The organism is Enterococcus sp. ARL09-542, from assembly GCF_005234805.1.
GTDB classification, from domain to species: domain Bacteria; phylum Bacillota; class Bacilli; order Lactobacillales; family Enterococcaceae; genus Enterococcus_D; species Enterococcus_D gallinarum.
The window spans coordinates 1-14,083 of record NZ_QPQX01000009.1; the positions used below are offsets into that span (position 1 = coordinate 1).

A 14,083-nucleotide genomic window follows, 5' to 3' on the forward strand; every position below is an offset into this window, starting at 1 on the left:
AAAGGTCTACTGCGCTGCGTTAGCAACTTTTAAATCATATCAGATCAACAAGTGAATGTCAACTCTTTTTTTAAAAGTTTTTTTCGAAAGTGTTTATTCAACAACTTCCTGTGCGTCATCAGCGACTCCATTAGAATAACAAATGAATTGTTATTTGTCAACAACTTTTTTCAATCTTTTTTGTTGCTGCATCAGCATCAAATTGATTTCTTAAATTTGCGACTTCGTTATAATATCATCTGTTTCCGTTTTGGTCAAGCCCTTTTTTCAAAAAGTTTTTTTGAAAGGTTTTGACTGTCGGCGTGTTTTGCCAACGTTCACTACTTTATCATTAAGCGTATGAAAGAGCAAGTGTTTTTCTGAAATACTTTCAATTATTTTTGAAAAAGAAAAACTGCCTAAAATAGGCAGTTTAATCAATGTCCCGAGTCCGAAAACGAATCTGATCGTTTTCATCACGTCTCAAGACTGTTTCTTCTTTCAAATAACTAAAGGATCTCTCCTTGAGCTCAGGATTTTCCAACATTTCTTCATATCCTGTGAATATGTCTTGGATATACTTTTTATAGGCTTTTTTCTTTTTGATACGTTTTTTCATTCGGCACCGTCCTTTACGTGCTCTATCTTAGCAATTGTGGCAGAAGTTGACAACCGAATTTTTACGATTCGCTAGAGTTTTTGGTCGAAATTTTATTTTGGGGCAATATAACTGACACTTTGCGAATAAGCAAGCTCATTGGGAATGATTCGATAAGAAATCGTTTTGCCATCAATAACGTTGCCCTCTGATATTAAAATGCCATCTTTGCCAACCGCTTCCACAAAGGCGACATGTCCATATTGTGTGCTAGAGCCAGCAGTGCCTGGGCTAAAACTGATCAGATAGCCTGCTTTTGGAGTAGCCGCCGTTTTATAGCCTAAACGTTTTGCGGTTGCTCCCCATTCTCCACCATTCCCCATATATTCATCCACACTGCCGCCCAATTGCTTGACCCGATTGTAAGCATACCAAGTACATTGTCCGACTGGATAAGAACCTGAGGTATTATAATTTACACCGTTATAATCAGGAAACACCAACAGCTGCCGATACTCTTTGGGAATCGCTTCTTTTGATTGTAGGACAACGCCGCTGTCAGCTTTGGCTTCATCATATTTCGTTAATTCATAGACAGCAATCAATGAATTCAGTTTATTGTTGTAGCTCGTATCCGTTGCATAACGCCCCTTTAAATATTCAGTCGCTTGCAGGTAGTTTTTTGCTTCAGAACGCCAAACCTTTTTGTAAAAATCAGCATTCCCACTAATTCCTGTCCGCAGTAAATGAACGTAATCCTTTAACGACTCCTTGTATCCTGTATAGGCACGAAAAGCAGCTTGGATCGTATAAAATTCTCCGGTCCCATTATCCTCAGCTGTCATCATAGAAACGGAACGACTACCGGAAGTTCCTTTGATTCCAAACAAATTATAATACGGAGGAGAAGCAAGGCCACTCTGACCAGATCCGCTTTCCAAAATTGCCTGTGCAATCATAACCGACGCATACACACCATAAGTTAAGCCTAGTTCCCGAGCATCTTCTGCAATTGCCGCAACAAATGCTTCTGTTTGCGGATTCTTGCGAAAATCATAGCTAGCCGCATACTTAGCGATTAGTGATTGTCCATGAGGTGTTACTTTTTGCGAGTCAGAAAAATGAACTACTACATCTGGTTTGTTTACCTGATCTTCTTGGATCAATTGTTTTGTTTCCGCAGTACTATTCTGTTTATCAGTAATAGTATAAATGCGTACGCCATTGTTTTCTGTCGCCGCTTTTTCTTCCTTGACTATTTGTTCCGCTTGGGGTTGATCTGCCATGATCAGTTTATCCTGTCCAAGGTAAATTGCTGCTTTGACTAATTGCTGACCGTCTTTCCAAAACAAAAGATCTCCAGGTACGGCTTTTTCAAGTGATGTTTGCTTTCCTACCCGGCTAAGCTGATCATAAGTTTCGATCCCTTTTATATCAAAAACGCCATGATAAACAGCAATAGGCAACGAAAGATTATTAAATCCAGTACCCTGCGCATCTTTTTCATATGGTTTGCCTAGTTGATTCAACGCTTCTGAAATCAGCGCTGCGGATCGTTCATTTGCTAACTGATTCAACAACGGCAAGATATAGCCATTCAAATTAGAATCAGTTGGGGTGGTAACCAATTTATCTGATAAATCAACTGTCTGGGAAGAATCTGCTATAGGCTGATTGGATGGCGGCAATTGGCTGACTGAAGAACCTGTGTTGGATGTCTTTGGTTCCGAAGAACTTTGGGTGGAATTTGCTGTCGTATCATTTGGCTTTGATGAATGACTGGTTCCTGATGGCCTTTCGGTAGTAGAAGACATACTAGGCGTTGTAGAATCCTTAGTTGAATCCGTTGTCGACGCACTGCTACTTGAGGAAGATGTCTCACTTTCAGACGTACTTGTACTTTCACTTGTTTCCTCAGTCGTTTCACTAGAAGACGATGATTCAGTAGAATGACTTTCATCAATGGATTCTTCTGTTTCCATACTTTGACTGCTTGATGCCGTTTCGAAAGAATCGGCCGTTCGGTCTTCAGATGGTTCTGAGGATTCATTTGATTCGTCTGAGATTGATGAGCCTGAATCGACTATTGCTGATTCTGCGTTATTCTCTAAGACAGTCAATGCTTCAACCGCAGGCACCCCTTGTCCAAGGGTGATCAATAGAGCCGCTAGCATTGCCAACGCCTTACGCATACTTTTTCTTTTTTTCATTGGATTCTCCTCCATTGTTTACTCAAATCAACTTTACCATATGCAAAATATTAAAATAAAGTGATAACTCTCTATTTTTATACATTTAATTAATTTCGTCTATTCGGAATAAAAATAAACAAAAAGATAGCAAGCCCTGCATAATAAAGCTACGCAAAACTTGCTATCTTTCTTTCCGTCATGATCAATCTTTCAAAAAACATCTTATTTATGAGCTAAACAAGCTGCCCAAATTCGACCTGAACCCGCTAAGGAAATTAAGGAATTAGTATGGCTCAGCCATTCCGCTTGTGGTCTGGCAATTACAGCAGATATTACTATATTCACCCAATCAATTAGATTAATTTCTGATAGGCCAGTCGTTCACCGTGTGGAATAGGGAAAACAACTTGCCCACGATATTGATAACCACAGGTTTCGATCACTTTCTGCATTCCAATATTTGCTTGATAGGTATCAATCCGTAAATCATGGATCCCTTTTGCTAACGCTTCTTCCTCTAGCGCTTTTAGTAAATGTGCACTCAATTGTTTGCCTCTAAAATGGTCACTGACTACGACACGATGGATTGATGCATAAGGCCCATCCCCTGACCAACTACCTTCGATTATCGCAGTATAAAGGGGATCGACCCCTTTGACTAAAGCGGCAGAAGCAGCAATTTGATCGTCATATAACAAGAGATAACTTTCTTGTTGATTGATATCTTCTTTGATTTTTTCACGAGTGGGACCATAGCCATTTTGCCATTGAGGTGAGCCTTGTTTTTTTAAGGATTGTATGCCCATCTCAAAGAGAGCCATCATTTCCGGCAAATCAGAGAGCGTCGCTTTTCTAAACTGGATCATGCCATTCCTCCTTCAGTAGCAATTTGCTAATCGGCTACAATGAGCGAAGTTTACCGCGGAATTCATCGATCGATGTGTAGCCTTTGGCAGTCATAATTTCTGTCAATTCTTTTTTCAGACGGGCAAAAATCGCTGGTCCCTCTTTTTGTAATTCCGTTCCGATTTGTAACATCGTCGCTCCGCATAACAAATGCTCAAATGCATCTTGTCCAGAACGAATGCCGCCAGTTCCGATTACATTGATTTCTGGTTTTAGTCGGGTTGCGAAAGCCCGAACATTGGCGAGTGCTGTTGGTTTGACATACTCGCCACCGATACCGCCAAAGCCTTCTTTAGGCTTGATCACTACTGCTTCTGTTTCTGGGTCTATATATAGACCATTACCAATACTATTGATAGAATTGATGTATGTTAAAGGGAATTTATTCAAAATTTCAGCCATTTGATCAAAGTGCGCCAGGTCAAAATAAGGCGGTAATTTCACGCCTAAAGGCTTCGTGAAGAAACTAAAAACTTGCTCTAAAATTTGTTCTGTCAATGGAAAATCATAAGCAACTTGTGGCTTTCCTGGGACATTCGGGCAAGAAAGATTCAACTCTGTGATACCACGAAAGTTGCTAGCTTCAATCTTTCTTAGAAGTTCAATATTTTCTTCAACACTCATGCCTGCAACAGAAAAGAAGAAAGGTGCTTCAGGAGCGATTGCTTCTTGTTTCTCTAAAGCAAAATTCAAATAATAGTCTAAGCCTTTATTTGGTAATCCCATTGAATTGATACTTCCTAAAGCGAGATCCACATATCTCGGTTCGGGATTTCCTTCTCGCGGTGCTAAAGTGGCACTTTTTGTAACAAAAGAACCGGCTTCTGATGCTGCAAGTTCCTCCAAATCCGTAGTGGTCATACAGTGAACGCCGGAAGCATTCATAAAGGGATTGTCGTAGGTGAATTCACCAAATTTAGTCGTTAACATTGTTCGTCTCCTTTCTTCATTGAAAATAGTTTACCTTTCTAGTTTGCAAAATGCAATTGCCGTTTTAGGTTTCGTCATTATTTTATTTGTAGCAATTCTCTATTCGCTGAGATCCTTGAAAAAAAGACAATCAGTCTTCATCAAATTACCGCTCAAAATTCTTTTACAATTTAGGTACGTACCCTCTTTTAGAGCCGCTCGATCAATTCTCTTTGCATTTTTCCTAGTGTGACTATTTTCTTTAGTATGCGAAAACGCCATTTTTTATTTTGGACTGTAAAACGCCAAACAACGTCTAACCCATTGAACCCTTGACTTAATTGCTCATTGACTAGATCTTTTCTGGTGTAAGCCATGTGATCAATGACTTTTGTTTGAAAAAAGTTCAAAAATAAAATGATTACTTGGCGATCATTCACAAGTAAAATCGTTTTGCTGCTTATACTTTCTATACTTTGTGATTCGGCAAAACCAATACTCATATCTCCTTCATTATAGGGAGCCGCTAGGCGAGAGAGTTTTTTCTTTGTTAATAGCATAGGCCGGATTCCTTTTCTTTAGTTATCGATCATTATTTTATCATTTTTTACAAAAATGGTCTCTGAAACGACAAGCAGTCGTCGCACGAAAATCGTTCATTTCGCTAAATTCAGACTCACTTTTCTTTTACTATAAAGCTTCCTGTTTAACAGAGGTATGGGGTCGCGTTTCCTTATTGAAAATGCAACAGATACTAATAAAAAATTGTTTAACTAAAAAACTCCTTTACTAACTTATCTTAAAAGTTAATAAAAGAGTTCCAAAATTTCTACGGATTATTTAGAGAATGAAATGTACTTATACATCCATACTATTTCAAACGACTTACGAAACTAACAGCCGCTGCATTGGAATCAGCGAATCCCCAACGCGATCCGTGCATAACGGCTCATTTTATCGGTCGTCCAAGCGGGATACCAGACTAATTTTACTTCTGGATTTTTGACTTCTGGAATGTCGCTTAATGCTTCATGAATTTGTTCGGTCAAAACGTCGGCTAATGGGCAACCCATAGTGGTCAATGTCATTTTAATAACTGTATCGCCTGTTTCCCCGTCAAATTCGATTTCATATATTAAACCAAGATTGACAATGTCAATCCCTAATTCTGGGTCAATAACTGTTTCTAACGCTGCTAAGACACGTTCTTTGATTGCTTCGCTTTCTGCTTCAGTATAAGGCATAGTCGAAACCTCCTTTGATGATCTGTTCAAATCATAACTTGTTTTAATCCCTTTGTAAATGACACTTTCGCTTTCGTTTTCCTTAGGGACGATTCTTTTTGTTAACTTTCAATTCTGGAAAGACTCCGGTTGTTTTGAATGTACGCTGTTCATCGTCTGTTGCAAAACGTCCTGTGATCGATTGAGTCGGAACAAAGTTGATAAATGCATTCTCATCCGCTTCTAAAACAGCTTGTTCCAAATCATAGATTTCATAACGAGTAACTACCATCATAATCATATTTCCAGGAACACCAGAATACCCTCCTACAGATGGCAACAATGTCATACCGCGAAACACATGTTTTGAAATATTCTTGCCGACAGATTCCGCTTTGGTGGTGATGATCAATGCCGTAACTTTTTGATGGCTTGTATGAAGCATATCCACCACATAACTCATAGCAAAAATGGAAATGATCGTGTACAAGGCGCTCTCCCATGAGAAAATAAACCCTGACAGCATAACAATAATGCCATTAAGCATAAACATATATTTGCCGACAGTCTTACCTGTCGTTTTTGATAAAATCAATGAGAGGATGTCCATTCCTCCCGTTGTGAAACCCATTTTTAACGAATAAGCGACTCCAACACCAAGTAATACGCCGCCAATCAACGAATTCACGAGGATATTGTTTGTGATTTCTCCTTGAGGCAAAATCATCGTTATTAAAGAGACCACTACAACGTTAATAAAACTCATCCAAGTGGAAGCTTTGCCTAGTTTGATAAAGCCTAAAATAAAGATTGGCACATTCAAAAGCAAAATAAAGAGACCGGTACTAAGATGCAAGCCGAATTGTTCCCACCCGACTGCTACGATCAACTGGGCAACACCATTCATCCCTGCAGAAAGTACTTTTGCAGGAATCAAAAAGAAATTCAACGCGATCGCTGCGGTCAATCCTGACAACAAAATAACCCCGATTTTTTTCAGTCTTTCCGACTGCTGATGTTTCGTCCATAATTTACTCACAATGCCATTTCTCCTTCACAAAAAATCTCCTTCCAAAGAATAGCAGTTTGTGTCTAAAATTGAAACTATTATTTGCAAAAATTTAGTTTCTCTCCCCTCTTTTTTCTGACTCATGGTAAAATCAAAGAAAAATAGAAAGGATGATCTTTTGTGGCAAAAGAAGCAAGTTTCGATGTTGTATCTGAAATCAATACAGAAGAAGTAAAAAATGCCATCCAACTAGCAGAAAAAGAATTAAAGAATCGATTTGACTTTAAAGGTTCGACAGTTGAAATTAAAATGGATGGCAATAAATTAACAATCGTGGGAGACGATGAATTCAAACTTGAACAAATCAAAGATGTGTTAAGCAGCAAACTCATCAAACGAAGTGTTCCGACAAAAAATATCCAATTCTCACAGACTGAACATGCACTTGGCGCCAAAGCCCGTCAGACTGCAGAATTGATCAACGGCATTGATAAAGAACAGGCGAAAAAAATTACGACCGCCATCAAAAATGCAAAATTGAAAGTTAAAACGCAGATTCAAGACAATCAGATTCGTGTCACTGGTAAAAGCCGTGACGATTTACAAGAAGTCATCCAGCTGCTGCGCAAGCTTGAATTACCGATCGATTTACAATTCACAAATTATCGTTGACTTCTCTCTGTACCGATCGCAAACCGCATGTACGGTCTACGATCGGTGCTGAGAGTCTTTTTGTTTTTGCCAGAAATGGTCCATTGCTTTGCTAATCTGCTCTGGTCGAAAGCAGGTTTGGGCGTGTTGCCAGTGTAATGGAAACAGTTGCTGGTAAGCCGTTGTATGAAAACGCTGATCCAGCAACAGGATCACGCCTTGATCCCTAGAATCACGAATGACACGTCCCGCTGCTTGCAGAACTTTGTTCATTCCAGGCAGCCGATAGGCATAGGCAAAACCAGCATGTTTTTTTTCTTCATAATAGTCCCGAATCAGTTCTTGTTCGTGATTGATTTGCGGCAATCCGACACCAACAATCGCCGTTCCGATCAGACGAGTTCCCTTCAAGTCGATGCCTTCCGAAAAAATTCCGCCCAATACGCAAAATCCTATCAACGAAGTTTTTTCTTCAGCGTCCGCCGTGTCGTATTTGAATTCCGCTAAAAAATTTTCTCGTTCCGTTTCATTCATAGCTGTATCCTGTACGAGCATCTTAATAGTCGGATACGCGTGATGAAATGCTTCTGCTACTTCGTCCAAATACTGGTAAGAAGGAAAGAAAACCATATAATTGCCTGACTTTGCGTGAACCATTCGATAAAGGGCATCTACGATCGCTGGCAGACTGGCTGTCCGTTGCCGGTAAGTCGTCTGGATGTAATTTGCGATCAGGATTTTTTGATTTGCAGGATCAAATGGACTTGGCAGTCTATAGCGTAATGCTTTTTCTCCGCCTCCCAGCACTTCCTGGTAATAATCAAGAGGCGTGAAACTGGCTGAAAACAACAAGCTGGCTTTTCCTTTGTCTAACACTTGCTGTAGAAAATGAGCCGGTTCAATGCAAAATTGACGAAGAGTCAGCTCATATCGAGTGACCTCTACTGTTGTTTCATAATGATCGTCATAGAATTCAGCAATTTTCAAAAAGTGATTCACTTCAAAATAACTTTGTAGCACCGCTTCCTGAGCCGTATGTTCAGGGTTAGCTGGCAGCCATTCTTTCATAAGCTCAGCTAGCTTTGCTAATTGCTTGTTCATCGTTTCATGGGGTTCTTTTTGATGATGGTACTCCCAATGATCCGTCTCAGCGATTTTTTCAATCGCAGAGAATTCTTTCTCCACTTTATTCAATGCTCGACGAAGTTTTTGTTGATCCATTGGCAATTGCTTTCTAAGATCTTTAAACGTGCTGCGACGAATCTCTGCTGAATACATCTCTTTTGAACGATTGACGAGATTATGGGCTTCATCGATCAAGAAAAAGTAATCTTCTTCTGGTTCCTCAAAAAAGCGTCGGAGATAAACAGTCGGGTCAAACAGATAGTTATAATCACCAATAATGACATCACAAAACACACTGACATCCAGCGAAAGTTCGAAGGGACAGACGGTATGCTTTTTTCCATACGTTTCAATCACTTCTCGTGTGATTTGATTTTCATGATGAAGCAGATCCCATAGCGCTTCATTGATTCGGTTATAATAGCCATTCGCATATGGGCAATGTTCCGGCGTACAATTCCGTTCATCTAAAAAGCAAATCTTATCCTTGGCAGTGAGGGTCACACTTTTTGTTTCACTGCCGTTATCCGCCAACTTGCTTAAAGCATCTTCAGCTACTTGGCGAGTGATCGTTTTTGCCGTCAAATAAAACAAACGATCGCCATCCCCTTCTCCTAATACTTTTAGTGCAGGAAAAAGAGTCGATATGGTTTTTCCAGTACCTGTTGGCGCTTCAGCAAACAATCGCTTGCCGTTTTTTAACGTCTTATAAGCGGCAGCAGCCAATTCCCGTTGCCCTTTTCGATACGTTTCGAAAGGAAATTTTAACAGTTGTAGTGAAGTATTTCTAACACGGCGCCAATTTTCCTGAAAAACCAGCCATTTATGATATTCATTGATCAAGTGGGTATAAAATTCAGTAAGTTCTTCCACTGTAAAATGGCGACGGACGCGGGTGATCAGCTGCTCCGTCGTCTGGTAATAGGTTAGTTGGACTTCAATTTCCGTCAACTTTTCTTCTTGAAGGTAAATATAAGCATAAACCATCCCTTGAGCAAAAAATAAATCGATTTGATCCTCAGGAAGATCTTCAAAGTAGGGTTCTGACGTTTTGATCTCATCGATTACCCAACATTGTTTCTCTTCGTCATAGAATAAGCCGTCTGCACGTCCTTCGATAGTTAACTTGTCCTTTTCGATCTCGCTTTCTATTTTGAAAAAGACTTCCTTTTGATAGGCATCGCCGGCTTCTTTTTGCAATCGTCGATGGATACGAGCGCCTTCTTGAGCAGTATGGTTACTGACTTTGCGACTATCGATATCACCACGGCGCAAAATAAATTCAACGATTTTTCGGACAGCAATTTTTCCTTTATACATGTGATCACCTTCTCGGAGCTATTATATCGGAAGCTTCACTGATTTTAAAGCGAACAAAAAAAGCCTGCAGGATTTGCAGTCTTTTTCACATTTTCTTAAAAAATGCCTACAATGGTTACAGCATATCAAAAACAACCTCTCTTCTTGCCTAATGATGTGTTTTAATTCTTGGCATCATCGCAATCGAAAGTTGTCTCAATCGACTTGTCACTTTCTTGTGGCATCTATTTCTCTTAAACTTCTTATACTGTTCTGATTTTCAGGCATTTCTCATTAGTATCCGTCACTGATCCACTTGAACTTCATAGCGCACATTGTTCTCATCGTAGGCACGATTGGTTGCTTCATCATACTGAAATTTTAATTCCAACCCATGGGCTCGTAAAAATAAATATTTTCCATCGATGGAAAACGAAGCCCCATGTAAGGTCGTCTCGTAGATTTCAAAGGGATCATCTTTTAAGCGAAGATTTGCGGAAGCAAAATTTTTTTCAAAGTCTGCTTGGATCGTTTCATTTCTTTTTTTGAGTGCCGAACCACTCAACGTTTCATCACTGCTACTTTCTGTCATAGGCAAGTATTGTTTGACGATGGTCAATTCTTCTCCTTGCAGATCATAGACACCTTGGCTTTGCGGAAATTGACTGCTTTCTTCTTGAATCAGCATCAAGTCGACATTCTCGGCATTTGTGGAGCTGAGCTTGGTCGCAGTAGCTGTCGTAGGTTCGCTCGTTTTGATTGCTTGATTTTCTTGCCCACAGCTTGCGAGTAACAAGCTGCAAAAGAATGAGCATAAAACTAGACATACTTTCTTATTCATGTTACTGCCTCCACTATTTCCATAATTAAGGTTTTTTAAATTAATTACAGTATAACAGTGTATTTTTTTTACGGAGGTTTCTTAGAAAATTTTTCGGGATAGTTTTTTAAAAACGACCCTATTTTTAATCAAACTGCCGTTTTTTGCAGATTTTTTTAATCTCATTTTCTCTTTGGTTTCTTCCACCAGCGCAAGAAGAGCCATTTTACGCTCTCTTGCTTTTTCCTAAATAAAGAGCAAAACTGTGAATCTTTAAAAAGCTTTTTTTGTTTCCTTGAATACTTTAGGCTATACTAAAAGAAGAAACAGAGGAGGTTAAAATATGAAAATCATTGGCTTAGTCACCGGCCCTGTTCAAGAGAATTGTTACTTGGTTTGGCAAGATGGGCATTTATTAATCATTGATCCGGGAGCAGAGGCTGAACGAATCATTGCTGAAATCGAAAAAACAGAAGCAAAGCCTAGTGCAATCTTATTGACCCATACTCATTATGACCATATCGGTGCAGTGGATCACTTAAGAGACTATTACAGTATCCCCGTTTATGTCAGTCCATTAGAACAAGATTGGTTAGGAGATCCTCTAAAAAATCTTTCTGGTCGCCATCCTGACTTAGGCGGTATTACTGCACGTCCTGCAGAGCATGAATTGGCGTTAAAAGATTATCAAATTGACGGCATCTCTTTTCGCGTTGTGGCAACTCCGGGACATTCCATTGGGAGTGTCAGCTTTATTTTTGATGATTTTGTCGTTTCAGGAGATGCCCTTTTTAAAGGCAGTATTGGACGTACGGATCTACCAACTGGTAATTTGGAACAATTATTAACGAGTATCCAATCTGAGTTGTTTATTCTGCCCAACCAATTAACTGTTTATCCAGGGCATGGTGAGCCAACGACGATTGAAAACGAAAAACGGACAAATCCATTTTTTAGATAAATGTAAAAGGAGGAAACGATATGGCAAGAACAGAATTATATGTCGTGCGACACGGTAAGACAATGTTCAATACATTACAGCGCGTTCAGGGATGGTGTGATACTCCATTGACCCGCACAGGTGAACAAGGAATCCATTATCTTGGGCTTGGTCTCCGGGAGATCGATTTTGTGGAAGCAGTATCCAGTGATAGTGGTCGTGCTATCGAAACCATGCGCTTGATCTTGGGCGAGCATTTACGTGGGCCTCAGATTCCTTATCATATTGATAAACGAATCAGAGAATGGTGTTTTGGGTCTTTAGAAGGGGCTTATGATGCAGAAATGTGGGGCGTCATTCCTCGTGTGTTGGATTTCCCTGATTATGATAATATGATTGCTAGCCATGTCAGCTTTGAGGCTGTTGCCAATGCGATTCATCGTGCGGACACAGCGAATTGGGCCGAATCCTTTGATGAATTGACTGAACGGGTCAAAACCGGCTTTGAAGACATCGCGTATCGGGTTGAGAAAAAAGGCGGCGGCAATGCGTTAGTTGTGTCCCATGGTCTAACGATCGCCTTCTTGCTGCATTTGATCAATAACGAAAACAACGTGCGTATGGACATCGATAATGGTTCGGTTACCCGACTGATTTATGAAAATGGTGAATTCACAATTGCGGAAGTGGGCAACACTGAATATATCAAGAAAGGACTTGCCCTTTCACAAGATCTCCTCGCTTGATTTTCTTGCAATAATGAATCAACAAAAGTAAGAGTAGTTTTTTGCTGAAAAGATCCTCGGCTTGACGATTTTTTCAGCAAGAAAAACTGCTCTTTTTTTAGGAAGTGTTTGGTATTTTTTCCTAGAACAGGTATACTATGTAATGTATTTCACCATACAAGAAAGGACTGAACAAATGTTTTTTGCGAATTTTATTAAAGCCATCCTTTTCGGGATCATTGAAGGCATTACCGAATGGCTTCCCATCAGTAGTACCGGTCACTTGATCCTTGCTGATGAATTTATTGGGTTGAAAGTAAGCCCGGAATTTATGGCGATGTTCAACGTCGTGATCCAGTTAGGAGCGATTCTGGCGGTTGTTTACCTCTATTTCCATAAATTAAACCCATTTTCACCCACTAAAAATGCATTGGAAAAGAGAGACACTTGGACACTCTGGTCGAAAGTGATCATTGCTGTCTTACCATCTGTCATCATTGGTTTGCCACTGGACGATTGGTTAGACGCTCACTTCTATAATTTCCTCTCTGTTTCGATCGTTCTGATCATCTACGGGATCGGCTTCATCGTCGTTGAGAAAAGAAACAAAAACAAAGAACCAAAATGTACCGATTTGAACAAGTTCACTTATAAAGCTGCACTAATTGTCGGGATGTTTCAAGTATTAGCATTGATTCCCGGAACATCACGCTCTGGCGCTACGATTCTTGGAGGAATCATGATTGGTGCCTCCCGCTTTGTCGCAACAGAATTTTCATTCTTCTTAGGTATCCCTACCATGTTCGGTGCAAGTGCCTTAAAAATATTTAAATTTCTGAAAGATGGAAATGCTTTTGACTTGCAAGGAACAGTTATCTTATTAACTGGAACGATCGTTTCCTTTATCGTTTCCGTGTTAGCCATCCGCTTCTTGATGAATTATATCAAACGAAACGATTTCACTTTCTTTGGTTGGTATCGTATCGTACTTGGTGCGGTTTTGATCGTTTACTGGTTAGTATCTTTATAATAAAAACACTGCGATGTCCTTTTGGACATCGCAGTGTTTTTAGCTAAATTAGGTATTTTTGATGACCATGCCGTCAATAATATCGACAGCACCTTCTGTGTCGTTGATGATTGTTTCAAAGCGGTCATAAATGTCTTTCCATTTAATGATTTCTAAGACATCTTTTTCATCGGTGAAAAGGGCCTTTTTCAATTTAGAGTACAAAAGGTCCGCTTCAGACTCGATACGATTGACATCATTGATCATTTGACGTAGCGTCTTTGAATTTTTGAATTTAGGAAACTCTTTTAATGCCGTCTGCACACCTTGTGTGGCCTGTTCGATCATGACAGCGAAATCAGCTGTTTCCGGACGTAATGACTTGATCACAAGATTTTCAAATAAATAAGTCAAGCCCATGATGCCATCTAAAATATCGTCCAAGCGTTCAGAAATGATCAAAATATCTTCTCGATCGATCGGTGTGATAAAAGAATCATATAATTCATTGGTCAATTCTGCGATCACTTGATCGCCTTCTTTTTCTAATGCGTGAATTTCTGCTGCTGCTTCAGTTAACGCTGCTTCTGAATAATCATTTATCAGAACTGAAAAACGTTTTGCCGCTAAATGACCATTGGTTGCCAGCTGCTCCATCGCTGCAAAATAATCAAAACTTTTTTTTCGTGCCATTCTTC

General features: G+C 39.7%; 14 protein-coding genes. 4 read left to right on the forward strand and 10 right to left on the reverse strand.

Features of this window, described 5'->3' with window-relative positions; genetic code table 11:
* Positions 1 to 412: 412 nt before the first annotated feature.
* The 7 genes from DVW06_RS10570 to DVW06_RS10600 all read right to left on the reverse strand — a co-directional run bounded on the left by DVW06_RS10570 (position 413) and on the right by DVW06_RS10600 (position 6,846).
* Positions 413 to 598, reverse strand: coding sequence for a hypothetical protein (locus DVW06_RS10570; RefSeq protein ID WP_003127300.1), 186 nt, complete (start codon positions 596 to 598; stop codon positions 413 to 415).
* 92 nt (positions 599 to 690) lie between these two features.
* On the reverse strand, positions 691 to 2,787 hold the full coding sequence (locus DVW06_RS10575) for a glucosaminidase domain-containing protein (protein WP_238696179.1): 2,097 nt from the start codon (positions 2,785 to 2,787) through the stop codon (positions 691 to 693).
* Between the two features lie 335 nt (positions 2,788 to 3,122).
* Positions 3,123 to 3,635, reverse strand: a complete 513-nt coding sequence (locus tag DVW06_RS10580) for a GNAT family N-acetyltransferase (RefSeq protein ID WP_003127298.1) — start codon at positions 3,633 to 3,635, stop codon at positions 3,123 to 3,125.
* Positions 3,636 to 3,669: 34 nt separating this feature from the next.
* Positions 3,670 to 4,605: a dihydroorotate oxidase gene (locus DVW06_RS10585; RefSeq protein WP_029486858.1), complete on the reverse strand. Its 936-nt coding sequence runs from the start codon at positions 4,603 to 4,605 to the stop codon at positions 3,670 to 3,672.
* Positions 4,606 to 4,793: 188 nt separating this feature from the next.
* Positions 4,794 to 5,144 (reverse strand): hypothetical protein, encoded by a 351-nt coding sequence (locus tag DVW06_RS10590; protein ID WP_003127295.1) that lies wholly within the window; start codon positions 5,142 to 5,144, stop codon positions 4,794 to 4,796.
* A gap of 354 nt (positions 5,145 to 5,498) precedes the next feature.
* Positions 5,499 to 5,828: a metal-sulfur cluster assembly factor gene (locus DVW06_RS10595; RefSeq protein WP_005472593.1), complete on the reverse strand. Its 330-nt coding sequence runs from the start codon at positions 5,826 to 5,828 to the stop codon at positions 5,499 to 5,501.
* Between the two features lie 82 nt (positions 5,829 to 5,910).
* A complete protein-coding gene (locus DVW06_RS10600) occupies positions 5,911 to 6,846 on the reverse strand; it encodes a YitT family protein (RefSeq protein ID WP_003127293.1) in 936 nt (311 codons plus the stop codon).
* Positions 6,847 to 6,996: 150 nt separating this feature from the next.
* Between DVW06_RS10600 and DVW06_RS10605 the strand changes: the two genes are divergently transcribed.
* Positions 6,997 to 7,488 carry a YajQ family cyclic di-GMP-binding protein gene (locus DVW06_RS10605; RefSeq protein WP_003127292.1) on the forward strand — a complete coding sequence of 164 codons (492 nt, stop codon included), beginning with the start codon at positions 6,997 to 6,999 and terminating at the stop codon, positions 7,486 to 7,488.
* A 36-nt stretch (positions 7,489 to 7,524) separates the two neighbouring features.
* Here the strand turns inward: DVW06_RS10605 and DVW06_RS10610 are convergent, their stop codons facing one another.
* On the reverse strand, positions 7,525 to 9,912 hold the full coding sequence (locus DVW06_RS10610) for an ATP-dependent DNA helicase (RefSeq protein ID WP_137264626.1): 2,388 nt from the start codon (positions 9,910 to 9,912) through the stop codon (positions 7,525 to 7,527).
* A gap of 283 nt (positions 9,913 to 10,195) precedes the next feature.
* Positions 10,196 to 10,732, reverse strand: coding sequence for a hypothetical protein (locus tag DVW06_RS10615; protein ID WP_003127290.1), 537 nt, complete (start codon positions 10,730 to 10,732; stop codon positions 10,196 to 10,198).
* A 322-nt stretch (positions 10,733 to 11,054) separates the two neighbouring features.
* Between DVW06_RS10615 and DVW06_RS10620 the strand changes: the two genes are divergently transcribed.
* The 3 genes from DVW06_RS10620 (at position 11,055) to DVW06_RS10630 (ending at position 13,406) form a co-directional block, all read left to right on the forward strand.
* Positions 11,055 to 11,672, forward strand: a complete 618-nt coding sequence (locus DVW06_RS10620) for an MBL fold metallo-hydrolase (protein WP_003127289.1) — start codon at positions 11,055 to 11,057, stop codon at positions 11,670 to 11,672.
* A 20-nt stretch (positions 11,673 to 11,692) separates the two neighbouring features.
* Complete coding sequence (locus tag DVW06_RS10625) at positions 11,693 to 12,397, forward strand: histidine phosphatase family protein (RefSeq protein WP_005472589.1); 705 nt, start codon at positions 11,693 to 11,695, stop codon at positions 12,395 to 12,397.
* A 175-nt stretch (positions 12,398 to 12,572) separates the two neighbouring features.
* Positions 12,573 to 13,406, forward strand: a complete 834-nt coding sequence (locus DVW06_RS10630) for an undecaprenyl-diphosphate phosphatase (protein ID WP_005472587.1) — start codon at positions 12,573 to 12,575, stop codon at positions 13,404 to 13,406.
* A gap of 48 nt (positions 13,407 to 13,454) precedes the next feature.
* On the opposite strand, the gene DVW06_RS10635 is transcribed toward DVW06_RS10630, so the two are convergent.
* On the reverse strand, positions 13,455 to 14,078 hold the full coding sequence (locus DVW06_RS10635; protein WP_003127286.1) for a DUF47 domain-containing protein: 624 nt from the start codon (positions 14,076 to 14,078) through the stop codon (positions 13,455 to 13,457).
* Positions 14,079 to 14,083 lie beyond the last annotated feature (5 nt).

Excerpts from the sequence above, each read along its gene's own strand:
- DVW06_RS10590 (WP_003127295.1), bottom strand. The coding sequence starts at position 5,144 with ATGCTATTAACAAAGAAAAAACTCTCTCGCCTAGCGGCTCCCTATAAT.
- DVW06_RS10610 (WP_137264626.1), bottom strand. The coding sequence starts at position 9,912 with ATGTATAAAGGAAAAATTGCTGTCCGAAAAATCGTTGAATTTATTTTG.
- DVW06_RS10620 (WP_003127289.1), top strand. The coding sequence starts at position 11,055 with ATGAAAATCATTGGCTTAGTCACCGGCCCTGTTCAAGAGAATTGTTAC.
- DVW06_RS10570 (WP_003127300.1), bottom strand. The coding sequence starts at position 598 with ATGAAAAAACGTATCAAAAAGAAAAAAGCCTATAAAAAGTATATCCAA.
- DVW06_RS10575 (WP_238696179.1), bottom strand. The coding sequence starts at position 2,787 with ATGAAAAAAAGAAAAAGTATGCGTAAGGCGTTGGCAATGCTAGCGGCT.
- DVW06_RS10595 (WP_005472593.1), bottom strand. The coding sequence starts at position 5,828 with ATGCCTTATACTGAAGCAGAAAGCGAAGCAATCAAAGAACGTGTCTTA.
- DVW06_RS10635 (WP_003127286.1), bottom strand. The coding sequence starts at position 14,078 with ATGGCACGAAAAAAAAGTTTTGATTATTTTGCAGCGATGGAGCAGCTG.
- DVW06_RS10630 (WP_005472587.1), top strand. The coding sequence starts at position 12,573 with ATGTTTTTTGCGAATTTTATTAAAGCCATCCTTTTCGGGATCATTGAA.
- DVW06_RS10615 (WP_003127290.1), bottom strand. The coding sequence starts at position 10,732 with ATGAATAAGAAAGTATGTCTAGTTTTATGCTCATTCTTTTGCAGCTTG.
- DVW06_RS10585 (WP_029486858.1), bottom strand. The coding sequence starts at position 4,605 with ATGTTAACGACTAAATTTGGTGAATTCACCTACGACAATCCCTTTATG.
- DVW06_RS10580 (WP_003127298.1), bottom strand. The coding sequence starts at position 3,635 with ATGATCCAGTTTAGAAAAGCGACGCTCTCTGATTTGCCGGAAATGATG.
- DVW06_RS10625 (WP_005472589.1), top strand. The coding sequence starts at position 11,693 with ATGGCAAGAACAGAATTATATGTCGTGCGACACGGTAAGACAATGTTC.